At 69.3% G+C, this 22,134-nt stretch carries 20 protein-coding genes; 13 read left to right on the top strand and 7 right to left on the bottom strand.

The genetic code is table 11. The features are described 5' to 3' along the window. Nucleotides 1–73: 73 nt before the first annotated feature. Both TEF_19400 and TEF_19395 read left to right on the top strand, forming a co-directional pair. Nucleotides 74–1,288, top strand: a complete 1,215-nt coding sequence (locus TEF_19400; GenBank protein ANK83615.1) for a 2-hydroxy-acid oxidase — start codon at nt 74–76, stop codon at nt 1,286–1,288. After that, a complete protein-coding gene (locus TEF_19395) occupies nt 1,288–2,577 on the top strand; it encodes a 2-hydroxy-acid oxidase (GenBank protein ANK82719.1) in 1,290 nt (429 codons plus the stop codon). Before TEF_19400 ends, TEF_19395 begins: the two co-directional genes overlap by 1 nt. Before the next feature lie 26 nt (nt 2,578–2,603). Here the strand turns inward: TEF_19395 and TEF_19390 are convergent, their stop codons facing one another. Both TEF_19390 and TEF_19385 read right to left on the bottom strand, forming a co-directional pair. Then, nucleotides 2,604–3,230: a hypothetical protein gene (locus TEF_19390; protein ANK82718.1), complete on the bottom strand. Its 627-nt coding sequence runs from the start codon at nt 3,228–3,230 to the stop codon at nt 2,604–2,606. 62 nt (nt 3,231–3,292) lie between these two features. Then, complete coding sequence (locus TEF_19385) at nt 3,293–4,150, bottom strand: enoyl-CoA hydratase (protein ID ANK82717.1); 858 nt, start codon at nt 4,148–4,150, stop codon at nt 3,293–3,295. A 169-nt stretch (nt 4,151–4,319) separates the two neighbouring features. Between TEF_19385 and TEF_19380 the strand changes: the two genes are divergently transcribed. The 5 genes from TEF_19380 to TEF_19360 all read left to right on the top strand — a co-directional run bounded on the left by TEF_19380 (nt 4,320) and on the right by TEF_19360 (nt 10,631). Then, the gene (locus tag TEF_19380) at nt 4,320–5,096 is read left to right on the top strand and encodes a hypothetical protein (protein ID ANK82716.1); all 777 of its coding nucleotides are present in this window, start codon (nt 4,320–4,322) and stop codon (nt 5,094–5,096) included. A gap of 28 nt (nt 5,097–5,124) precedes the next feature. Continuing rightward, nucleotides 5,125–6,570: a hypothetical protein gene (locus TEF_19375; protein ID ANK83614.1), complete on the top strand. Its 1,446-nt coding sequence runs from the start codon at nt 5,125–5,127 to the stop codon at nt 6,568–6,570. Nucleotides 6,571–6,586: 16 nt separating this feature from the next. Next, complete coding sequence (locus TEF_19370; GenBank protein ID ANK82715.1) at nt 6,587–6,769, top strand: hypothetical protein; 183 nt, start codon at nt 6,587–6,589, stop codon at nt 6,767–6,769. 65 nt (nt 6,770–6,834) lie between these two features. Beyond that, nucleotides 6,835–7,125 (top strand): excinuclease ABC subunit C, encoded by a 291-nt coding sequence (locus TEF_19365; protein ANK82714.1) that lies wholly within the window; start codon nt 6,835–6,837, stop codon nt 7,123–7,125. A 236-nt stretch (nt 7,126–7,361) separates the two neighbouring features. Next, nucleotides 7,362–10,631, top strand: coding sequence for an error-prone DNA polymerase (locus tag TEF_19360; protein ANK82713.1), 3,270 nt, complete (start codon nt 7,362–7,364; stop codon nt 10,629–10,631). Nucleotides 10,632–10,704: 73 nt separating this feature from the next. Here TEF_19360 and TEF_19355 read toward each other — a convergent pair whose 3' ends face one another. Beyond that, a complete protein-coding gene (locus TEF_19355) occupies nt 10,705–10,917 on the bottom strand; it encodes a hypothetical protein (GenBank protein ID ANK82712.1) in 213 nt (70 codons plus the stop codon). Between the two features lie 298 nt (nt 10,918–11,215). On the opposite strand from TEF_19355, the gene TEF_19350 reads away from it, so the two are divergent. The 3 genes from TEF_19350 (at nt 11,216) to TEF_19340 (ending at nt 15,966) form a co-directional block, all read left to right on the top strand. Continuing rightward, the gene (locus TEF_19350) at nt 11,216–12,472 is read left to right on the top strand and encodes a hypothetical protein (GenBank protein ID ANK82711.1); all 1,257 of its coding nucleotides are present in this window, start codon (nt 11,216–11,218) and stop codon (nt 12,470–12,472) included. Between the two features lie 62 nt (nt 12,473–12,534). Beyond that, nucleotides 12,535–13,413, top strand: a complete 879-nt coding sequence (locus TEF_19345) for a hypothetical protein (GenBank protein ANK82710.1) — start codon at nt 12,535–12,537, stop codon at nt 13,411–13,413. A 75-nt stretch (nt 13,414–13,488) separates the two neighbouring features. Further along, entirely contained in the window at nt 13,489–15,966 is a 2,478-nt protein-coding gene (locus TEF_19340; GenBank protein ANK82709.1) for a hypothetical protein, read from the top strand. Here the strand turns inward: TEF_19340 and TEF_19335 are convergent. Genes TEF_19335 through TEF_19320 form a run of 4 tightly spaced genes read right to left on the bottom strand, consistent with a single transcriptional unit; the run spans nt 15,956 to nt 18,961 of the window. Further along, nucleotides 15,956–17,158: a 2-octaprenyl-6-methoxyphenyl hydroxylase gene (locus TEF_19335; GenBank protein ID ANK82708.1), complete on the bottom strand. Its 1,203-nt coding sequence runs from the start codon at nt 17,156–17,158 to the stop codon at nt 15,956–15,958. The two genes, TEF_19340 and TEF_19335, sit on opposite strands and share 11 nt — an antisense overlap. Before the next feature lie 11 nt (nt 17,159–17,169). After that, complete coding sequence (locus TEF_19330; protein ID ANK82707.1) at nt 17,170–18,195, bottom strand: threonine aldolase; 1,026 nt, start codon at nt 18,193–18,195, stop codon at nt 17,170–17,172. Then, nucleotides 18,192–18,641, bottom strand: coding sequence for a hypothetical protein (locus TEF_19325; protein ID ANK82706.1), 450 nt, complete (start codon nt 18,639–18,641; stop codon nt 18,192–18,194). The genes TEF_19330 and TEF_19325 overlap by 4 nt, the downstream gene beginning before the upstream one ends. Then, nucleotides 18,638–18,961 carry a hypothetical protein gene (locus tag TEF_19320; protein ANK82705.1) on the bottom strand — a complete coding sequence of 108 codons (324 nt, stop codon included), beginning with the start codon at nt 18,959–18,961 and terminating at the stop codon, nt 18,638–18,640. Before TEF_19320 ends, TEF_19325 begins: the two co-directional genes overlap by 4 nt. Nucleotides 18,962–19,019: 58 nt before the next feature. Between TEF_19320 and TEF_19315 the strand changes: the two genes are divergently transcribed. The 3 genes from TEF_19315 (at nt 19,020) to TEF_19305 (ending at nt 22,064) form a co-directional block, all read left to right on the top strand. Beyond that, entirely contained in the window at nt 19,020–19,961 is a 942-nt protein-coding gene (locus tag TEF_19315; GenBank protein ANK83613.1) for an RNA pseudouridine synthase, read from the top strand. A 151-nt stretch (nt 19,962–20,112) separates the two neighbouring features. After that, nucleotides 20,113–21,027 (top strand): RNA polymerase factor sigma-32, encoded by a 915-nt coding sequence (locus tag TEF_19310; protein ANK82704.1) that lies wholly within the window; start codon nt 20,113–20,115, stop codon nt 21,025–21,027. A 167-nt stretch (nt 21,028–21,194) separates the two neighbouring features. After that, nucleotides 21,195–22,064 carry a hypothetical protein gene (locus tag TEF_19305; protein ANK82703.1) on the top strand — a complete coding sequence of 290 codons (870 nt, stop codon included), beginning with the start codon at nt 21,195–21,197 and terminating at the stop codon, nt 22,062–22,064. Nucleotides 22,065–22,134: the final 70 nt, after the last annotated feature.

Genomic DNA, 22,134 nt, shown 5'->3' with positions numbered 1-22,134 from the left:
GCCCTCGCTGCGTCACCGGAGATGCTCAGGCATGGGTCCCGGCTCGGGGCCGGGACGCGTCGAGGAAATCCCGATGGCCGCTGACATGAAGCCCCTGAACGAGGAGCACCTGCGTGAGTGCGTCGCCGAGGCGGTGGCCAGTGGCGCGCCGCTGGAGGTGGCGGGGCAGGGCACCAAGCGCGGCTTCGGCCGGCCCGCCGCAGCGGACCGGCGGCTGGACCTGTCGGCGCTCTCGGGCATCCGCCTCTACGAGCCCGAGGAACTGGTGATGAGCGCCGGCGCGGGGACCCCGCTGGACGAGATCGAGGCGGCGCTGGCGGCGAAGCGGCAGATGCTGGCCTTCGAGCCGCCCCATCTGGGCCGGATCTACGGCCACGCGCAGGCCGGCGGTACGATCGGCGGCGTCTTCGCCTGCAACCTCGCCGGGCCGCGGCGCTTCCGGGCGGGTGCGGCGCGCGATCATCTGCTGGGCTTCCGCGGCGTCTCCGGCCGCGCCGAGATCTTCAAGTCCGGCGGCCGCGTGGTAAAGAACGTCACGGGCTACGATCTCTCCAAGCTGGTCTGCGGTAGCTTCGGCACGCTGGCCGCGCTTTCGGAAGTCACCTTCAAGGTGCTGCCGGCGCCGGAGAAGACCTGGACCGTGATGGTCTTCGGCCTCGGCGTGGCGGAGGCGGCGGCGGCGATGGCGGAGGCCGCCGGCGCGCCGCACGAGGTGACCGGCCTCTGCCACCTGCCGGCCGCGATCGCCATGGAATCGACCGTGGACTACGTCGCCGGGGCCGGGACCTCGGTGACCGCGATCCGCGTCGAGGGACCGGGGCCGTCGGTCGAACACCGCGCCGGGGCGCTGAAGGCGATGTTCGCCGGGCGTGGCGGGGTCGAGGAACTGCATGGCCATCGCTCGGGCGAATTCTGGACCGAGATCCGGGACGTGCAGCCGCTGCTGGGCCGTGACCGGGCGCTCTGGCGGGTCTCCCTGCCGGCGACCGACGGCGGCGCCTGGCTGGACCGCGCGATGGCTGAGACGGGCGGCGACGGCTATCTCGACTGGGCCGGCGGGCTGGTCTGGCTCGCCGTCGAGCCCGGCGATGACGCCCGCGCTGTTATCGTGCGGCAGGGGCTGAACGGCGGCCACGCCACGCTGATGCGCGCGCCGGACGGCGTGCGCATGAGCGTGCCCGTCTTCGAGCCGGAAGCGGCGCCCGTCGCCGCGCTCTCCCGCCGTATCAAGGAGGGCTTCGACCCGAAGTGCGTGCTCAATCCGGGCCGCATGGTGGAGGGCGTCTGATGCAGACGAACTTCTCTCTCGTCCAGCTCGCGGATCCGGCCTACGAGCGCTCCAACGAGGTCCTGCGCTCCTGCGTCCATTGCGGCTTCTGCACCGCGACATGCCCGACCTACGTGCTGCTGGGCGACGAGCGGGACAGCCCGCGCGGGCGCATCTATCTGATCCGCGACATGCTGGAGCGCGGCGGCGCGCCGGAGCCGCAGGTGGTCACCCATATCGACCGCTGTCTGTCGTGCCTGTCGTGCATGACGACCTGTCCGGCGAGTGTGCACTACATGCACCTGGTCGATCACGCGCGGGCGTATATCGAAGAACACCACCGGCGGCCCCTGACCGACCGGGCGCTGCGGAGGTTGCTGGCCTGGCTGTTGCCCCATCCGAAGCGGTTCCGCCTGGCGCTGATCGGCGCCATGGCCGGCCGGCCTTTTGCGCGGATGATGCCGGGGCGGCTGAAGGCGATGCTGGCGCTGGCGCCCCGCTCGCTGCCGACGCCCTCAGGCGTCGACCGGCCCCAGGTACACCGGGCACCGGGGGAGCGGCGGAAGCGCGTGGCCCTGCTCGCCGGCTGCGCCCAGCAGGTGCTGAACCCGGCCATCAACGGGGCGACGATCCGCCTGCTCAACCGGCTCGGCTGCGATGTGGTGGTAGCGGAGGGCGCGGGCTGCTGCGGCGCGCTTACCCATCACATGGGCATGGAGGACGCGGCGCACGCTTCGGTGAAGGCCAATGTCGCGGCCTGGAGCCGCGAGGCCGAAGACGAGGGGCTGGACGCCATCGTGATCAACGCCTCGGGCTGCGGCACGACAGTGAAGGACTACGGCTTCATGCTGCGCAACGATGCCGAGTGGGCCGGGCGCGCGGCGCGGGTCTCCGAACTCGCCGTCGACGTCACCGAACTCCTGGCCGAACTCGGCCTGCCCGACGGCGCCGCGGCGCCGTCGGATGTCGCGGTGACCTACCATTCGGCCTGCTCGCTCCGCCATGGTCAGCAGATCGTGGATCCGCCCAAGGACCTGCTGCGCGCCGCGGGGTTCCGTGTCGTCGAGCCCATGGAACCGCATCTCTGCTGCGGTTCCGCCGGGACCTACAACCTGATGCAGCCGGTGCTGGCGGAGAAGCTGAAGGCGCGCAAGGCCGAGCATATCCGCCGCACCGCGCCGGACGTCGTGGCGGCGGGGAACATCGGCTGCATGACCCAGCTTCAGGGCGCGGTCGGCGCCCCGGTCGTGCACACGGTCGAACTGCTCGACTGGGCGAGCGGCGGGCCGAAACCGGCTGCGATGGGGTAGGTTTCAGGCCCGAGGAGGCCGGTTCTTCACCCCTGCCGCTCGAAATGCCTGCGCCAGACCGGCCCGACGACCTCGTCCCGGGCGACGCTCCGGCGCAGCGCCGTGCAGCGGGGCAGTTCTTCCCGCTTGTCGACCCAGCGGTGCAGCATGGCGAGATAGACGTCGGCGACCGACAACTGCTCGCCCAGCAGGACGCCGTGCAGGCCGATCGCGTCCTCCACCACCCGGAGCGCTTCCATCCCGCGCCGGGTTGCGGCGCTGGCCACCGCCCCTGTGCCCGACGGATCGTCCGTATAGCGCTCGGGATAGACGCGGCGCAGGACGCTCTCGTAGACGTTTGTCGCCAGAAACGCGATCCAGCGCAGGAACTGCGCGCGGTCGGGCGACTCCGGCGCTGGCGCGATGCCGGCTGCGGGGAAGGCGTCGGCGATATGGATCAGCATCGCCGCCGTCTCCGTCATCCGCGTGTCGTCGGGCAGGTCGAGGACGGGCACCTGCTTCCAGGGATTGATGGCGCGGAAGCTATCGGGCAGCGGCGTGCTGACCGGGGCATCGATGTCGGCCAGCCGGAAATCCGCGCCGGCCATGGCCAGCGCCGCCTCGACCGCGAAGCCGCCGGAACCCCGGCGGTTGTGGAGAACGTATTCGGTCATCCCTTCACTCCCGGAGCCGCACACCCGGCCAGCCATGCCATCCCCGGGTGTGCGGTTCCCCCTTACTTGAACTCCGGCTCTTCCCACCACGGATAGAAGTCCGGCATGTCCTGCGAGGGCTTCATGGTGAAGTTCGGCGCGCGCTTTTCAAGGAAGGAGCTGACGCCTTCCTGCGCGTCCGCCGCGGCGCCCATGGCGACCATGCCCCGGCTGTCGATCTGGTGCGCCTCCATCGGGTGATCGGCGGCCAGCAGGCGCCAGAACATGGCGCGGATCATGGCCACCGAGACGGCGGAGCTGCGCTCCATGTAGCTCTTCGCGATCTCGCGGGCGCGGGGCAGGAGTTGGTCGTGGGGCACGACTTCCTTCACCAGGCCGCCCTTCAGGGCCTCGTCGGCCTCGAAGACGCGGCCCGAATAGGCCCAGTCCAGCGCCTGGGAAATGCCGACCAGACGCGGCAGGAAATAGGACGAGCAGGCCTCCGGCACCACGCCGCGCTGGGCGAAGACGAAGCCGAAACGCGCCTTTTCGGAGGCGATGCGGATGTCCATCGGAAGCTGCATGGTGGAGCCGACGCCGACCGCCGGGCCGTTGATGGCGCCGATCACCGGCTTCTTGCACTGATAGATGCGCAGCGTCATCACGCCGCCGCCGTCGCGGACGACTTCGCCTTCCGCATAGCCGCGCTTGGAATAATCGAAGGTGCTGCCGCCCCGGCTCAGGTCGGCGCCGGCGCAATAGCCCCGGCCCGCGCCGGTGAAGATGATGGCGCGCACGTCGTCGTCGGCGTCCGCCTTGTCGAGGGCGTCCATGATCTCGGTGCGCATCTGCTCGGTGAAAGCGTTGAGCTTGTCGGGGCGGTTGAGCGTGATCGTGAGAATCCCGTCCTCGACCGCGTAGATGATGTGTTCGTAATCCATTGGCGCCTCCCCGTCTTGCGGCCTGTCCTTGCGATGGCGGGAAGACGGCACGGGCGTCCGGCGGCGTCAAGTGCCTCGCCGCGCAGCCCTCCCTTCCAATTGACTCTGCGGCCGCCTGTTGGTAAGAACAAAAATAGAACAAATAGGCTGATGAGAACGGAACGGCGGCATGGGAAGCTATCGCAACATCGACCGGCCGGCGCGTCCGGAGACCGACGCGGGAGACCGTGAACGGCTCGCCTGGCTGAAGCGGCAGCTCTCCGACCTGGCGCCCGAGGGCGAGCCGTGGCGGCCCGCGCTGCCGACGGGCGTCGCCGCGCTGGACCGGCATCTGCCATGGGGCGGGCTGCCGCTCGTCGGCCTGCACGAGATCGCCGGCCTGATGGAGACCGGGTTCGCGCTTTTCCTTGTCCGCCGCCTGCTGGCGCGGGAGGCGGAAGACCGCCCGGTCCTCTGGTGCCAGACGGCCGATGGCGCGCGGGAGCGGGGGCGGCTCTACGGACCCGGCCTCGCCGGGCGGGGCGTCGATCCGGCCCGGGTGCTGTTCGTTACCGCGAAACGGGAGCGGGACGCCCAATGGGCGATGGAGGAGGCGCTCGCCTCCGGCGCGGTGGCCGCGGCGGTCGCGGAAACGCCGGCCATCGGCATGACCGAGACCCGCCGGCTGCAGCTCGCCGCCCAGAAGGGGAAGGCGATGGGTCTGCTCTTGCGCGGTCCCGCGGGGGACCGCGCGCCCGGCGCGGCGCTGACCCGCTGGCGCGCCGAACCCCTGGTCCCGCCCGAAAGCGCCGGCGAGATGCCGTTGCCGGGCCCCCTTCACCTCCACCTCTCCCTCTGGCGCTGCCGCGGCGGCCGCGCCGCAGACTGGACCCTTCGCCACGATGAGCAAACGCTATGTTTCGATCTGGCTGCCCCACTGGCCGACCGATCGCAGGGAACGGCTTGAGGCCGGCGCACCCGGCGGTCCGCTGGCGCTGACCCATGCCGCCCGGGGCGGCCAGCGCCTGCAGGCGGTGAGTCCGGCCGCCGTCGCGGCGGGGCTGTCTCCCGGCATGACCCTGGCCGACGCCCGCGCCGTGGTCCCCTCGCTCAGGACCGCGCCGGCCGAGCCTGAGGCGGACGCGGAGGCGCTGGCGGTGCTGGCGCGCTGGGCGGGCCGCTACAGCCCCTGGACGGCCCTGGACGGCTCCGAGGGGCTGATCCTGGAAAGCACGGGCTGCGATCATCTCTTCGGCGGCGAGACGGCGATGCTGGACGACATGGCGAAGCGTTTCGACGGGGCCGGGATCACGGTTCGCCTCGCCCTGGCGGACACGCCCGGCGCAGCCTGGGCGCTGGCCCATTTCGGTGATGCGGCCGCGGAAGGCGGGGCGGGGGTCATCGCGCCGCCGGGCGGGACCATGGTGCGGCTCGCCGCCTTGCCGGTGGCGGCGCTGCGCCTGGACGCGCAGACCGTCGAAGGGCTCCGCCGCCTGGGCCTTCACCGCATCGGCGAACTCTACCGCCTGCCGCGCGAAAGTCTGGGCCGGCGCTTCGGAACCGAGGTCATGCGCCGCCTCGACCGGGCGCTGGGGCGGGCGGGCGAGCCTATCTCGCCGCTGCTGCCTACACCGGAGTTCCGTGTCCGCGCCGATTTCGGCGAGCCCATCGGCGCGGCCGGGGACATCGCCCGCACCGCCGGCCGGCTGATCGCGCGCATGGCCGAATGGCTGGCGAAGGAGCGCCGCGGCGCGCGCCGTCTTGACCTTGCGGCCTATCTCGCCGACGGCGGCGTCTCGGTGCTGACCGTGGGCTGCGCCCGGGCCATGCGCGATGCCGGGCACTGGGAGCGGCTGTTCGCGGAGAAGCTGGCCGAACTCGATCCCGGCTTCGGCATCGACGCCATGATCCTGGCCGCGCCGCGCACCGAACCGCTGGCCGCCGCCGAGCCCCGGCTGGACCGCCGCGCCGCGCCGGTGGACGGGCTCGGCCGGCTGGCCGACCGATTGGCCAACCGGCTGGGAGCCGGCAGCGTGGCCATGCTGCGTCCCGGCGACAGCCATCTGCCCGAGCGGGCCGAGCGCCGTGTCGCCCCCGGCGTCCGCATACGGGCCGAGCGCTGGTCCCGTACCCCGCCCAGGCCGGCGCGGCTGCTGGCGGAACCGGAGCCGGTGGAGGCGGTGGCCGGTCTGCCCGACCTGCCGCCCCGGCGGTTCCGCTGGCGGCGCGTCACCCATCGCGTGGTCGCGGCGGAGGGGCCGGAGCGCATCGCCCCCGAATGGTGGCGCGACATGCGCAGCCCCGAGCGGGAGGCGGCGGCGACCCGCGACTACTACCGCGTCGACTGCGCCGACGGGCGGCGCTTCTGGCTCTACCGGGAGGGGCTCTATGACGCGCCCGCCGCGCGGCCGCCGCGCTGGTTCCTGCACGGCCTGTTCTGAAAGAAGGAGAGAGACAATGGCGACAGTGACGATCCGCAAGCTGGACGAGGCCGTGATCGTGCGGCTGAAGCGCCGCGCCCGCATCCAGGGCCGCTCGCTGGAGGCCGAACTGCGCGAGATCCTGACGGCCATGGCGGCCCGGGAAATGACGCCCGAGGAGAAATGGGCCCTGTTCGAACGCCTCGCGGCGGCGGCGTGAGCAAACGGTGTCATCCCGGCCGGAGCGCAGCGGAGAGCCGGGACCTCCTCGAAAAGGAAAGAGAGATGAAGAAGCAGTACTTCACCTACATTCTCGCCAGCCGGCCGCGCGGCAGCATCTATGTCGGCGTCACCAACGATCTTGCGCGCCGCGTGGACGAACACCGCCGAGGCGTCGCCATCGCCCATACCCGCAAGTACCGCATCCGCCGTCTCGTGCATGTCGAGGCCTTCGACGATGTCGAGGAAGCCATCCGCCGGGAGAAGCGCCTGAAGCGCTGGCGGCGCGCCTGGAAGGACGAACTGATCGAAACAAGCAATCCCGACTGGCGGGATATCTCCGACCGGCTTGGGTGAACTGGGAGGTCCCGGCTCGCGCCTCGCGATGCTCGGCTTGGCCGGGATGACACCAGGGGGAGACGTCGCGCGTTCGGGGTCCCGGCTCACGCCTCGCGTCTCGCGTCTCGCGATGCCCGGCCTGGCGGGATGGCACTAATGATCAAGGCCGCCCCTCGATGTCATCCCGGCTCAAGGCCGGGACGGGCTCCGTTGAGCGGAGAGCCGGGATCTTGCCGCGGCGGAATGTGAGGATCATGACCGCTTACGCCGAATGGCAGATCACCAGCAATTTCTCCTTCCTGGAGGGCGGCTCCCATGCCGAGGAGCTGGCGGCGCAGGCGCAGGCGCTGGGGCTGGCGGGGATCGGCATCGCCGACCGCAACAGCCTGGCGGGCGTCGTCCGCGGGCATCTGGCGGCCAGGAACCTCGGTCTGCCCTTCCGTCCGGGGTGCCGGCTGGTCTTCCGCGACGGCGCGGAAATGCTGGTCTACCCCTCGGACCGCGCCGCCTATGGCCGGCTCAGCCGTCTGATCACGCTGGGCCGGCGGCGGGCGGAGAAGGGCGAATGCCATCTCGATTTCGAGGACGCGGCCGCTGCCGCCGAGGGCCAGATCGCCATCGCCCTCTCCGCCGAGGAGGGATTCCTCGGCCGGGTGCGCGACGCCTTCGGCGGCCGCGCTTATCTCGCCGCCTGGATGCTCCGCCGGGGCGACGACCGCCGCCGCCTGGGTGAGCGGCTGGCGCTGGCGCGGCGCTTCGGCCTGCCGCTCATCGCCGCCAACGACGTGCGCTATCACGTTCCCGAGCGGCGCCGGCTGCAGGACGTGCTGACCTGCATCGCCGAGGGTTGCACCATCCACGAGGCCGGCCGGCGGCTGGCCGCCAACGCCGAGCGGCATCTGAAGGCGCCGGCCGAGATGGCGCGGCTGTTCGCCGACGCGCCCGAAGCGGTCATGCGGACCCTGGAGATTCTGGAGCGCACGGGCTTCTCACTCGACGAACTGGCCTACGAATACCCCGACGAGGTGGTCGAGCCCGGCGAGAGCCCGCAACAGACCCTGGAGCGGCTCACCCGCGCGGGCGCGGCGCACCGCTATCCGGGCGGTCTGCCGGCGAAGGTGGCGGCGCAGATCGCCCATGAGCTGGAACTGATCGCACAGCTGGGTTACGCGCCCTATTTCCTGACCGTCCACGACATCGTCCGCTTCGCCCGCGAGCGCGGCATCCTCTGCCAGGGACGCGGCTCGGCGGCCAATTCGGCGGTCTGTTACTGCCTGGGCGTCACCTCGGTGGACCCGGCGCGCATGGACCTGCTGTTCGAGCGCTTCGTCAGCGCCGAGCGCGACGAACCGCCCGACATCGACGTCGACTTCGAGCATGAGCGCCGCGAGGAGGTGATTCAGTACATCTACGAAAAATACGGCCGCGACCGGGCGGGGCTGGCGGCGACGGTGATCTCCTACCGCTCGAAGAGCGCCATGCGGGAGGTCGGCAAGGCGCTGGGCCTGTCGCTGGACGCGGTGGACGCCATGACGAAAAGCGTCTGGCGGGAAGGGCTGCAGGACGACCGCATTGCCGAGGCCGGCCTCGATCCGGCGGATCCGACCGTGGCGGAGGCGCTCCGCCTCGCCCGCGAACTGCAGGGCTTCCCGCGGCACCTCTCGCAGCATGTCGGCGGCTTCGTCATCAGCCGCGGGCCGCTGTCGGAGCTGGTGCCGGTCGAGAATGCGGCGATGGTCGACCGCACGGTCATCCAGTGGGACAAGGACGATCTGGACGCGCTCGGCCTGATGAAGGTCGACGTGCTCGGCCTCGGCATGCTGACCTGTATCGCCAAGGCCTTCCGCATGCTGGACGAGAGCTATGGCCGGCCGATGGACCTGGCTTCGGTCCCGCCCGACGATCCGGCGGTCTACGACATGCTCTGCGAGGCCGATTCCATCGGCGTCTTCCAGGTCGAGAGCCGGGCCCAGATGACCATGCTGCCACGCCTGAAGCCACGGACCTTCTACGACCTGGTGATCGAGGTGGCGATCGTCCGCCCCGGCCCCATCCAGGGCGACATGGTCCATCCCTATCTCAGACGCCGCAACGGCGAGGAGAAGGTGGATTTTCCATCCGAAGAGCTGCGCCGGGTGCTGGGCAAGACCATGGGCGTGCCGCTGTTCCAGGAGCAGGCGATGCAGATCGCCATCGTCGCGGCCGGCTTCACGCCCTCCGAGGCGGACCGTCTGCGCCGCGCCATGGCCACCTTCCGCAAGGTCGGCACCATCCACACCTTCCAGGAGAAGCTGGTCGAGGGCATGGCGGAACGCGGCTATGACCGCGACTTCGCCGAGCGCTGCTTCCGCCAGATCGAGGGTTTCGGCGAATACGGTTTTCCCGAGAGCCACGCCGCCAGCTTCGCCCTGCTGGTCTACGTCTCGGCCTGGCTGAAACGGCATTATCCGGACGTCTTCTGCGCCGCCATCCTGAACAGCCAGCCCATGGGCTTCTACGCCCCGGCGCAGCTTGTCCGCGACGCCCGCGACCATGGCGTCGAGGTCCGCCCCGTCGACGTCAACCATTCCATGCCGGACCACCTGCTGGAGCCCCTGCCGGCGCCCGATCCGAAGACCGGCCTCGGGACGGCGGTGCGGCTCGGCTTCCGCCTGGTCAAGGGGCTGAACGCGGAGGCGGCGGACCGCATCGCCGCGGCGCGGCCGGAAGGCGGCTACGCCACGGTGCAGGAACTGGCGCGGCGGGCCGGGCTGGACCAGACGACGCTCCGCGTGCTGGCCGATGCCGACGCCTTCGGTTCCATGGGGCTCGACCGTCGCCGCGCGCTCTGGGCGGCGCGTGCGGTGGAGCCCGAACCGCTGCCGCTGTTCGCCGCCGCCGAGGCCCGGGCCGGCGCGGCCGGCCACAACCGGCCCTTCGATCTGATCGAGGAACCGGCCGTCGATCTGCCGGAGATGCGGCCGGGGGAAGAAGTGGTCGCCGACTACCAGCGGCTCAGGCTGTCGCTGCGCGCCCATCCCTGCGCGCTGCTGCGGGAGCGTCTGGGGGCCCATGGCGCAGTACGCGCGCAGGCGCTTTCGGCGCTGCCGGACGGCCGCCGCACGGTGGTCGCGGGACTGGTGCTGGTGCGCCAGCGCCCGGGCAGCGCCAGCGGCGTCATCTTCGCGACCCTGGAGGACGAGACGGGGGTGGCCAACATCGTCGTCTGGCCGCACGTGTTCGAACGGTTCCGCCGCGTGCTGCTGACGTCGAGGCTGCTGGGGGTATCGGGGAAGCTGCAGCGTGAGGGGCTGGTGATCCACGTGGTGGCCGAACGGCTGTTCGACCTGAGCGGGGAACTGGCCACGCTGACCGAGGATCCGGACCTCGCGCCGCCGGAGGCTGTGGATGGAAGCATCGCCCGCGCCGACGAGGTGCGCCGGCCGCAGGCGCCGAGAAGACGTATGGAGGAAAAGCCGGAATGGCGCCTGGGCCGGCCTGAGCCGGCCCGGGAAGCCATGCCGAAGGGGCGGAATTTCAAGTAAGCCTTCCGCCGGGCTTCGTCAGAAACCGCCGTGCGGGCCGGAGGGCGCCGCGCCGCGCGGGCGGTTCGTCTCGTCAGGCCGCGCGGTGCTTGCCGCCGGCGATCCGGGCGCGGAGCCGGGCGAAGACCTGGCGGAACCACCGGGCCATCATGCGGGACTGCTCCCGGCGCGCGATCGCGATGCCATGGTCGATCTCGCCGAAGGAGGGCATGTAGTATTCCGGCATGCCGTGCGCGATGGACGCGTAGTCGGCGGTGCTGCGGTGGTCGATCTGTTCGTGTCGCATGTCAAAGTCCTTTCAACCCGTGTTGTCCCGGACCTCCCATGAAGCGGCTTCGGGGCGACCGCTTTCACCCCCTATATAGGTCAGTGATGCTGCCGCGAAATCGTTTTCTTCGCAGGTGCAGCATTGCATTCTGTGCATAGCTCGGGAAGCCGCCCCGGCAGTGTGTCAACCGCCGTGCAGCGTTGCAGAATGTTACCCGTTTTGACCTGACGCCACGGCAGCCCCGGCCTATGCTGGCGTCATGAGATTCCTGCATGCACATATCGGCCGGGACACGGCAGAACGGGGGCTGCCGCCGATGCACCCGTTGACACTTCGCTTTGTCGACCGGGAGTGGGATTCGCGCTATCGGGAGACGCAGCGCGAGGACAATCTCCGCACGGTCCGCCTGGCCTTCCTGATCACGATCGTCATCAATCTCGTCTTCGTGCCGCAGGATCTGTTCTTCTTTCCGGAGAACGCGGAGACCATCGCCCTTGTGCGGGCGCTGGGCGTCAACGGCCTGTTCCTGGCGATCCTGGGCCTCAGCTACACCGGCCACTTCCGTACGCGATGGCCGGCGCTGCTGATGCTGGGCGCGCTCGTCTATACGCTCTTCCAGGCGCTGGCCAACGTCTACGGCGGCCATCCCGAGCCGCTGGACCACGCCTTCATCATCGTCATCTTCGCGATCTACGCGCTGTTTCCGTTCTTCTACATCCAGGCCGTGGTGACGGCCCTGCTCGCGACGGCGCTGTTCGTCGCCATCACGCTGGGGCTCGCCTGGCCGCCGCCGGACTTCCAGCAGGCGATCTATGCGGTGATGCTGATGCTCACCGCGAACGTCATCGGGCTGATCGCGCTGCGCCGGGTCGAGAAACTCCGCCGGCTCGACTTCGCCAACAACGACCTGATCGACCGGGAGCGCGCGCGGGTGCGCGAACTGCTCGACCGGATCCTGCCGAAGTCGGTGGCCGCGCGCCTCCGCGACGGGGAAAGCCAGGTGGTGGAACAACTGGCCGATGTCACCGTGCTGTTCGCCGACGTGGAAGGCTTCACCAACATCGCCGCCGAGTGTGCGCCCGAGGAAACCCTGGCCATGCTGTCGGATACCTTCGAGCGTTTCGACCGGCTGACCCGGAAGCACGGCGTCGAGAAGATCAAGACCATCGGCGACGCCTACATGGTCGCCGCCGGCGCGCCCAAGGGCTCCACCGCCGATGCGCGCGCGGCCGCCGGCCTGGCGCTCGACATGCTGGCGAGCATGAGTGAATGCCGCCGGCCGGACGGGACGCCGCTGAACATCCGCATCGGCATGGCGCGCGGGGCGATCATCGCCGGCGTGGTCGGCGACAGCCGGTTTCTCTACGACCTCTGGGGTGACGCCGTGAACACCGCTTCCCGCATGGAGACCACCGGGGCTCCGGGCCGTATCCAGGTCACGCGCGAAGTCGTCGAGGCGCTGGACGGAGCCTACGCGTTCGAGGCCCGCGGCGAAGTCGAGGTCAAGGGCAAGGGCATGATGCCCACCTGGTGGCTGCTGGGCCCCGTCGCCGCGAGCGAAGCCGCCGACTGAGCCCGGGCTGGCCTGCGCCGCCAAAGCGGATAAAATCCGCCCCGCCCAAGGGGAGGAGCGATTTGACGAACTATCCGGATTTCGAATTCATCCGGCTGGCGCGCGTTGGCACGCGCGCCTGGCTGACATTCAACCGGCCCCAGGCCCGCAACGCGCTGACCCACCGAATGATGGAGGAGATCGGGGAAGCGCTGGCCGCCGTCCGGGCCGACGCCGAGGCCCGGGTACTGATCCTGCGCGGCTCGGGCGGAAATTTCTCTGCCGGCGGAGACCTCAATGCCATGCAGGAGATGCCGCCGGCCCCGGCGCCGGGCGACACCGACCCGCTGTTCGGCCCCTACCGGTTCTTCGGCGACGTGCTGCACGACCTCGACCGCATGCCGATTCCGGTTGTCGCCGTGGTCGAGGGCGGCGCCGCCGGCGGCGGCTTCGGCATGACCTGCTGCGCCGATGTCGCCATCATCCGGGCTGACGCGAAGTTCGCCCTGCCGGAGCCAAAGGTGGGGTTCATTCCATCCCAGATCCTGCCCTTCATCGCCCGACGGATCGGGGCGGGCCAGCTGCGCCGGATCGCCGTGCTGGGCCAGCGGATCGGCGGCGAGGAGGCGTTCCGTCTGGGCGTTGGCCATTATCTCGCCCGCACGGAGACGGAGGCGGAGGAGATCTTGGCCGCGGTGCTGGACGAGGTCGACCGCAACGATCCGGCGGCAGTCGCGGCGGTCAAGGAGATCGTGCTGATGACGGAGGAGGCTGCGCTTGACGAGACCCTGGACACGGCGGCCCAGCACCTGATCCGCCTGCTCCGGCGTCCCGAAGCGCCGGCCGGCATGCGCGCCTTCCTGAACAAGCTGCCGCCGCCCTGGCTGGCGCGCGCCCGCGAGATGAACGGCGCCGGCGGAGAACTGGCCGGCCGAGGGCGGGCGGACGGTTCGGATAATTAATCGCCCTTTCGTTGCATGTGGCCGTATATTGATCCCCTGAGAGGGACGGCATCGTCGACGAGGGGGTTCTGAGCGATGCACGAGGGAATCTGGACGACCATTCTCGGGCTGTTCGGCCTGATGACGATCGCCGTGCTGATCCTGCCGGTCGCGAAGCGCTACAAGTTTCCGTACACGGTGCTGCTCGCGGTGGTCGGGATCATCCTCGGCCTGCTGATCAGCGCCGCGCATGACGCCCATCTGGGGCCGGTCAGCGATCTGCTGCACAGCTTCGAGAGCTTCGACCTGACGTCGGAGATCATCATCTTCGTCTTCCTGCCGGCGCTGGTCTTCGAAAGCAGCCTGTCGATCGACGTGCGCAAGCTGATGGCGGACATACGTCCGATCCTGTTCCTGGCGATCATCGGCCTGCTGATTTCCGCCTTCATGGTCGGCGGCGCGGTCTACGCGGTTTCCGGCATGGGTTTCGTCGTCTGCCTGCTGCTTGGCGCCATCCTCTCGGCCACGGACCCGGTCGCGGTCGTGGCGATCTTCAAGGATCTGGGCGCGCCGAAGCGGCTCGCCATCCTGGTCGAGGGCGAAAGCCTGTTCAACGACGCCACGGCCATCGTGCTGTTCAATATCCTGGTCGCCATGATCCTGGGTGCTGCCGAAGCGGACCTGATCGGCGGCGCCTTCGGCTTCCTCAAGGTCTTCGTGGGCGGCATCGTCGTCGGCTACCTCATGGCCCGCGGCTTCGCCTGGGTGATCGGGCGGGTCGGCGGCATCGCCCTGGTGGAGGTCACGCTGACGATCTCCCTGGCCTATCTCTCCTTCCTGGTCGCCGAGCACTATCTGCATGTCTCCGGCGTCATGGCGGTGGTCACGGCGGCGCTGGTGATGGGCTCCTATGGCCGCACCACGATCTCGGGCAATGGCTGGCATCTGCTGCAGGAGACCTGGGAGAACCTGGGCTTCTGGGCCAATTCGCTGATCTTCGTCCTGGTCGGCATGGCGGTGCCCCAGATCCTGTCGGTGTTTACCGGCGATATGTGGCTGACGCTCGTGGTTCTGCTCGCGACGGCCTTCTTCGCCCGCGGCCTGCTCACGCACGCCGTGCTGCCCATGCTCAGCCGTTCCGGCATCGCCGCCAATGTCAGCCTTGGCTTCCGCACCGTGATGTGGTGGGGCGGTCTGCGTGGCGCCGTCTCGCTGGCGCTGGCGCTGGCGGTGTTCGAGAATGAGGCCTTCCCCGTCGACGTGCGCAACTTCGTCGCCGCCCTGGTCTGCGCCTTCGTGCTGTTCACGCTGTTCGTGAATGCCACCACGGTGGGCGCGGTGATGAAGGCATTCGGGCTCGACCGGCTGTCGCCGGCCGACCTCGCCGTGCGCAATCGCACCATCGCCCGGGCGCTGGACGACATCAGCCACGCCGTGCCCCGCTGGGCCGAGCGGCACAACATCCCCGGGGAAGTCGGCGCACAGGTGGCCGGCGACTACGCCCGGCGGGTCGAGGGGATGACCGCGGCGGAAGGGACGGCCGTGGAACTCAGCGATGGCGACTGGCTCAAGATCGGTCTGCTGGCCACCGTCGGGCGGGAACGCCAGGGCTATCTGAACCACTACTCGCGCGGCTACGTGCCCTCGGCCACGGCGCGCGAACTGGTGGCGCTGACCGACGAACTCATGGACGCCACCAAGACCGGCGGCGTCGAGGGTTACCGCAAGGCTGCCGACAAGCTGCTCGAGTTCAATTGGCGCTTCATGCTGTCGATGCATGCGCAGCGCCGCTTCGGGGTGACCGGGCCTCTCGGCCGCCGGCTCGCCAACCGCATGGAGCGGCTGCGGACGGTCATCGCGGTGCTGGCGGAGGTGCGCGATCAGGGCATCGGCGACATCCGCGCCCTGGTGGGGGATCCGGCTGCCGACCGGTTGTGCGAGATACTGGACGAGCGCCGGGACACCGTGATGTCGGCGCTGAACGCGCTGCGGGTCCAGTATCCGGACTATGCCGGCAAGCTGCAGCGGCGCTACCTGCAGCAGGTGGCGATCCGTCGGGAGCGGAGCGACTACGCCCGACTGCACGACGAGGCCATCATCGGCGCGGAGATCTACGCCAATCTGCAGCAGGAACTGGAGGAGCGCGAGGACGAGTTGGGCCAGCGACCTGCGCTGGACCTCGGCCTCGACCCGGAACAGCTCGTCGCCGGCGTGCCGCTGTTCCAGGGGCTCAGCCAGGATCGCATCCAGGCCATCGCGGCGCTGCTGAAATCGGAACTGGCCCTGCCGGGCGAAAACCTCTGCCGCAAGGGGGAGACGGGCGACGCCATGTACTTCGTCTCCTCGGGCGCCATCGAAGTGCGCGTCGAACCGGCCCCGGTAATGCTGGGTTCGGGCGATTTCTTCGGCGAAATCGCGTTGCTCAAGGACGCGCCGCGCACCGCCGACGTGGTGGCGAAGACCTTCTCCGACCTGCTGATCCTGGAGCGGCGGGATTTCCAGAAGCTGCTGGACGCCAACCCGGATCTGCGCAAGACGATCGAGAAGGTCGCCGAGGAGCGTCTCAGCGCCTGAGCAGGGCCGGGCTGTCGCCGACGTCGCCCATGGCGTGGCGCATGAAGAACCGGCGCAGCGGCTTCGTGCGGTTGACGGCGGCGAGGCCCAGGTCGCGGACCAGCCGGACCGGCGGCAGATCGTTGGAGAACAGCCGGTTGAGGATGTCGGTGACGCCCGCCAGCACCACCGAATCGGTGCGCCGCCACTGTTCGTAGCGCGCCAGCAGCGTGGCGTCGCCGAGGTCCATGCCGATCCCGGCGGCTTCCTCCAGAATCTCCGTCAGCGCCGCCACGTCCCTGAGGCCCAGATTGAAGCCTTGGCCGGCGATCGGATGGATGCCGTGGGCGGCGTCGCCGATCAGCGCCAGACGGTGCGCATGGTAGTCCTGCGCCAGCACCAGGGTGAGCGGATAGCGGAAGCGGGGGCCCACCACCTCCAGATCGCCGAGAAAGCCGCCGACCCGGCGCTGGATCTCATGAGCGAAGGCCGCGTCGTCCAGCTCCAGGAAGGCCGGCGCCAGATCGCTGCGTTCGGTCCAGACCAGCGAGGAGCGGTTGGCGGTCAGCGGCAGGATCGCGAACGGCCCGGCGGGCAGGAAACGCTCATGCGCGATCGCATGGTGGGGCAGTTCGTGAGCGATGGTGCAGACGATGCCGTCCTGCGGATAGCGACGCGCGATGGCGTCGATCCCCGCCTCCTCGCGCAACCGCGACTGCCGCCCGTCGGCGGCGACGCAAAGCTCGGCGCGCACCAGTGTGCCGTCGGAAAGGCTGGCCTCGACCCCGGCCTGCCCGCGGCGCAGGCGGCCGACCGACATGGGCGCGGCGAGGATGACCGAATCCAGTTCGGCCACGGTGTCCAGCAAGGCGCGGCGGGTGAACCGGTTCTCCACCATCTGGCCCAGGGGCTCATCGCCCAGATCCCGGTGGTCATAGTGCAGGAACAGCGGCGCATTGCCATCTGAGACGCGGATCTCCTCGATCGGCTGAACGTCCCGGATGCGTTGCGCGACATCCAGGCGCTGGAGCATGCGCCAGGAGGCGGCAGCGATGGCGGAGGCGCGCCCGTCGAACGGCGGCGCGACGGTCGTCTCCGGCGCTTCCCGGTCGACGACCATGGTCTCGATGCCAACGCGGCCCAGCGCGGCGGCCAGGCTCAGGCCCACCAGCCCGCCGCCGACGATCAGTACCCTGGTGCGTTTTTCCGCCATGCTCTGTCCGGTCAGCCGCCGCAGATTCCGATGAAACGGTCGACTTCATCATCGCCGGTTGCGAAGGAGGTGACCAGCCGCGAGACGTCTCGGTCGTCCTTGCGCATGGTGTGGAAGCTCGCGCCCGCCTCCCGCAGCCGCGCGGCCGCGCCCTCGGGGAGGGCGACGAACAACTCGTTCGCCTCGACAGGCGCTGCGAACGCCACGCTGTTCAGACGTGCGAGGCCGTCGTGAAGCCGCGCCGCCGCCCGGTTGGCGTGACGCGCGTTCTCCAGCCAGAGATCGTCTTCCAGATAGGCCAGAAGCTGCGCCGACAGGAACCGCATCTTGGAGAACAGGTGGCCCGCCCGCTTGCGGCGGTAGATGAAGTCCTTCGCCAGGTCGGTGTCGAAAAAGATCACCGCTTCGGCCGCCATGGCACCGTTCTTCGTCGCGCCGAACGACAGCGCGTCGACGCCGGCCTTCCAGGTCATCTCGGCGGGACTGACGTCCAGGCTGACCAGGGCGTTGGCGAAGCGCGCGCCGTCCATGTGGACGCGGCAGCCATGAGCATGCGCCAGATCGCTCAACGCCGCGATCCGGTCGACCGGATAGACCGCCCCCCACTCGGTGCATTGGGTGAGCGAGATCGCCGCCGGCTGGGGGTTGTGATCGAATCCGGCCCTGAAGCGGCCGAGACCCGTCCTCAGGCCTTCGACCGTCAGCCGGCCGTGCTCCGCCTCGACGGGATAGAGCTTGGCGCCGCCGGTGTAGAACTCCGGGCCGCAGCACTCGTCGTCGAAGATGTGGGCGTGGTCGTGGCAGTAGATCGCTCCCCAGGGCGGCGAGAGCGCGGACAGCGCCAGGCAGTTGGCGGCAGAACCCGTCGCCACGGGAAAGACGGCGAGATCGGTCTCGAAAATATCCTTGAGCTGCGCCTCCAGCGATGCAGTCAGGTCATCGGCGCCGTAGGACGGGCTGAATCCCGCGTTGGCGTTCTGAAGCGCCTCCATGATCCGCGGATGGACGCCGGCGATGTTGTCCGAAGCGAAGTTCATCCGGCATGTCCTTCTTCGATGATGTCCAGGGCAAGCCGCTCGGGCTCCAGGTCGGGCGACATGCGCCAGGCGGCGAGACCCTGCGCGCCACCCCAGCGCAGGCCCATGATCAGCCAGACCAGTTCCGGTTCGCCCGCGGCGCGTCCCCGGTCGGTGTCAGAAGGGACCGGCTCGCCGAACGGATGGCTGTGAAAGTGGCCGACGATCTCCAGTCCCGCCGCCCGCGCCTCGCGCTGGGTGCGGAGCCTGAGGCCCGGGTCGATCTCGAAGGTCTTCTCCCGCGCCTCGGCGATGTTGGGGCTGGGCACGACGCTTTCGATCCGGACGCTGCCGTCTTCGAGACGGCCGACCAGCAGTCCGCAGCCCTCCTCTGGAAAGCTCCCCGACAGCGCGGCGAATATCTCGCCCGCGCAATCCTCCGGCAGGGCGACGCGGCCCGACGTCATCGGCCCGTCGCGCGGCCGACCGTGCGGCCGGTGGCCGGATCGACGATCTCGACGGTCACGCGTCCGCCCGGCGTCTCCGTCCGCAGCATCAGCAACCCGCCGGAAAGCGCGGCGTCGACGATGCGGCCATCGCCCAGGTCGCGCGACCACGCCGCTTCGTCCGATGCAGCGGGCGCAGGCTGTGCGGGCGCCGAAGCGCGCGCCGGGGCGGGGTCTTCCTCCACCACCGCGTTCCCGAAACGATTGATCGCCGTGTAGATGATGATTGCGGTCATGGCCAGAATCGCTATGCCGAGGACAACGACAACGATCTTGAGCACGCGGAAATTGGGCTGGTCTGGCTCTGACATCGACGAATCCGACTGGTTGGAAACCGAAATCCCGCCGGATGCCGCCGGCGCACGGCTGGACCGTCATCTGTCGCAGGTCTTCGGCGATCTCTCCCGCACCCGTCTGAAATCGCTGATCGAACAGGGCAAGGTCGAGATCGACGACCGGACGATAACGGAGCCCTCATACAGGGTCAAACCGGGCGAGCACGTCATGGTCGCCTGGGTGCCGGCGGTGGAGGCGGACCCCGAGCCGCAGACGATTCCACTGACGGTGCTGTACGAGGACGCCGATCTGATCGTGATCGACAAGCCCGCGGGCATGGTGGTGCACCCGGCGCCCGGCAATCCCGACGGCACTCTGGTCAACGCACTTCTCGGCCATTGCGGCGACAGCCTTTCGGGCATCGGCGGCGTGCGCCGGCCCGGCATCGTTCACCGGCTGGACAAGGATACCTCGGGCGTGATGGTCGCCGCGAAGACCGACCGCGCCCATCAGGGCCTGGCGACGCTGTTCGCCGAGCACGACATCGAGCGCGTCTACATGGCCCTGGTCTTCGGCGCACCGATCCGGCCGCGCGGCGTGATCGAGGGACCGATCGGCCGCGACCCGAAGGACCGCAAGCGCATGGCCGTGCGCGAGGGCGGCAAGGCGGCGCTCACCCACTACCGCGTGGCGCGCCGTTTCGGCGCCGCGGCCAGCCTGCTGGAATGCCGCCTGGAAACCGGCCGGACCCATCAGATCCGCGTTCATCTGGCGAATGCCGGCTATCCCGTGATCGGCGACCCGGTCTATGGCCGCCGCCGTCAGGCGATGCCGAAAGGGCTCGACGCAGCGGGCCAGGATGCGGTCCGCGCCCTGGGCCGGCAGGCGCTACACGCCGCCGTCCTGGGTTTCCGCCATCCCGTGAGCGGTGAGACGCTGCGGTTCGAGGCGCCCATGCCCGAAGACATGCGCGCGGTGATCCGGGCCCTCGACAATACCGTATGAATCCTTGATCCAACGCATTCCGGGCACCAGATGAAATAAGCCTGCGTGGCGGCGCGCCGCCACGCGGTGAGACAGCCTCGGTTCAGGCCGATCCGCAGGCTGTCCCGTGCAGTGCCGGTAAAGTCGCACGCGTAGAGGAGGGACAAGAAAAATGGCTTCACGCAACAATATGCCCGCTATCACGCCAGAAGGCAGTCTGAGCCACTATCTCGATGAAATCCGCAAGTTCCCGATGCTGGAGCCGGAGGAAGAGTACATGCTCGGCAAGCGCCTGCAGGAGCATGGCGACACCAAGGCCGCGCACAAGATGGTGACCTCTCACCTGCGTCTGGTGGCCAAGATCGCCATGGGCTACCGCGGCTATGGCCTGCCGGTGCAGGAACTGATTTCCGAAGGCAATGTCGGCATGATGCAGGCGGTCAAGCGCTTCGATCCCGACAAGGGCTTCCGGCTGGCGACCTACGCCATGTGGTGGATCCGTGCGGCCATCCAGGAATACATCCTGCGCTCATGGTCGCTGGTCAAGATGGGCACCACGGCGGCGCAGAAGAAGCTGTTCTTCAACCTGCGCAAGCTGAAGGGCCAGCTGCAGGCCATCGAGGAGGGCGACCTGCACCCCGACATGGTGACGACCATCGCCACCAAGCTCCAGGTCTCGGAGCAGGAGGTGATCGACATGAATCGCCGCCTCGCCGCGCCCGACCATTCGCTGAACGCGCCGCTCCGGATCGATGGAGACGAGGAGTGGGTCGACTGGCTGACGGACGATTCGGAGACCCAGGAAGACACCTTCGGCGACGCGGAGGAACTCTCCCAGCGCCGCGCCATGCTCGAAGGCGCGATGAAGGTTCTCAACGACCGCGAGCGCCACATCCTCACCGAGCGCCGGCTCAAGGACAATCCGTCCACGCTGGAGGAACTCAGCCAGGAATACGGCGTCAGCCGCGAGCGCGTGCGTCAGATCGAGGTCCGCGCCTTCGAGAAGCTGCAGCGAGCGATGAAGAATGCGGCCTCCGAGCAACGCAACCGGGCCGAGAAACGTCGCGTCGCCCTCACGAGGGCCTGACCGGCCCGGACCGGCGGCGCCCCTCGCCTGAGCGGCGCGCCCCCGAGCCATGCGTGATCCGCATGGGTGAGGCCGCTCCAATCCGCTAGAAGAGAGTCCGTGTTTCCACGGACCGAGTGAGCGACTTGCCAAGCGCGTCTCCCCAGCGCCGGGCCAAGGCCTTCGTGATGCCCGATCAGAACCCGCTGATCGGAATCGCCTTCATGCTGGCTGCGGTCACGCTGATGTTCCCGACCATGAACACGGCGGTGAAGTATCTCACCGCCCAGGGCTACCCCTTCGGCCAGGTGGTCTGGGCCCGCTATGCCGGACATCTGGTGTTCATGATGATCGTGTTCATGCCGCGCCACGGCCTCTCGCTTTTCAGAACGGCCCGCCCCGGCGTGCAACTCGTGCGGTCGTTCCTGCTCTTCGCCTGTACGGCGATGTACTTCTATGCCCTTCAGTTCATCGATCTGACCGTCGCCGCGTCGATTTCCTTCACCAGTCCGATCGTCGTCACGGCGCTTTCCTTCGCGGTGCTGGGCGAGCGGGTGGGCGTGCGCCGCCTGTGCGCCGTGATCGTCGGTTTCGCGGGCGCGATGATCATCATCCGTCCCGGTGGCGAGGCGTTTCACTGGGCCATGCTGCTCGTTGTCGCCAACACCGTCTGCTACGCCTTCTTCCAGCTCCTGACGCGGAAGATGGCCTTCAACGACAACCCGGAAACCACCAACACGCTGACGGCCGTCGTCGGCGCCACGGTTTCCTCGTTCTTGCTGCTGGACGGCGTGGTGGTGCCCGACAACCTGCTCCACTGGGGCATGTTCGCCGGGGTGGGGGCGCTGGGGGGCTTCGGCCACTACATGGTGGCGCGCTCCTTCCAGTTCGCGGAGGCGTCGGTGGTGGCGCCCTTTTCCTACGGACAGCTCATCGGCGCCACGATCCTGGGTTATCTGGTCTTCGGGACCCTGCCGGACATCTGGACCGGCGTCGGCGCGCTCGTCGTCGCCGGCAGCGGCCTCTACATCGCCTACAGGGAGCGGCGCAGGGTATAGGTGCGGCGGAGGCGGCGGGCAGCGCGCCAGCACCAGTAGAAATGTCCCGCCGCTATCGCGGTCAGCACCA

This window comes from Rhizobiales bacterium NRL2 (genome assembly GCA_001664005.1).
Taxonomy (GTDB): domain Bacteria; phylum Pseudomonadota; class Alphaproteobacteria; order Minwuiales; family Minwuiaceae; genus Minwuia.
This window is presented reverse-complemented; position numbering and strand designations above follow the sequence as displayed.

Coding starts and splice junctions, on each gene's coding strand:
- TEF_19400 (ANK83615.1), top strand. CDS start 74: ATGGCCGCTGACATGAAGCCCCTGAACGAGGAGCACCTGCGTGAGTGC.
- TEF_19395 (ANK82719.1), top strand. CDS start 1,288: ATGCAGACGAACTTCTCTCTCGTCCAGCTCGCGGATCCGGCCTACGAG.
- TEF_19390 (ANK82718.1), bottom strand. CDS start 3,230: ATGACCGAATACGTTCTCCACAACCGCCGGGGTTCCGGCGGCTTCGCG.
- TEF_19385 (ANK82717.1), bottom strand. CDS start 4,150: ATGGATTACGAACACATCATCTACGCGGTCGAGGACGGGATTCTCACG.
- TEF_19380 (ANK82716.1), top strand. CDS start 4,320: ATGGGAAGCTATCGCAACATCGACCGGCCGGCGCGTCCGGAGACCGAC.
- TEF_19370 (ANK82715.1), top strand. CDS start 6,587: ATGGCGACAGTGACGATCCGCAAGCTGGACGAGGCCGTGATCGTGCGG.
- TEF_19365 (ANK82714.1), top strand. CDS start 6,835: ATGAAGAAGCAGTACTTCACCTACATTCTCGCCAGCCGGCCGCGCGGC.
- TEF_19360 (ANK82713.1), top strand. CDS start 7,362: ATGACCGCTTACGCCGAATGGCAGATCACCAGCAATTTCTCCTTCCTG.
- TEF_19355 (ANK82712.1), bottom strand. CDS start 10,917: ATGCGACACGAACAGATCGACCACCGCAGCACCGCCGACTACGCGTCC.
- TEF_19350 (ANK82711.1), top strand. CDS start 11,216: ATGCACCCGTTGACACTTCGCTTTGTCGACCGGGAGTGGGATTCGCGC.
- TEF_19340 (ANK82709.1), top strand. CDS start 13,489: ATGCACGAGGGAATCTGGACGACCATTCTCGGGCTGTTCGGCCTGATG.
- TEF_19335 (ANK82708.1), bottom strand. CDS start 17,158: ATGGCGGAAAAACGCACCAGGGTACTGATCGTCGGCGGCGGGCTGGTG.
- TEF_19330 (ANK82707.1), bottom strand. CDS start 18,195: ATGAACTTCGCTTCGGACAACATCGCCGGCGTCCATCCGCGGATCATG.
- TEF_19325 (ANK82706.1), bottom strand. CDS start 18,641: ATGACGTCGGGCCGCGTCGCCCTGCCGGAGGATTGCGCGGGCGAGATA.
- TEF_19310 (ANK82704.1), top strand. CDS start 20,113: ATGGCTTCACGCAACAATATGCCCGCTATCACGCCAGAAGGCAGTCTG.
- TEF_19305 (ANK82703.1), top strand. CDS start 21,195: ATGCCCGATCAGAACCCGCTGATCGGAATCGCCTTCATGCTGGCTGCG.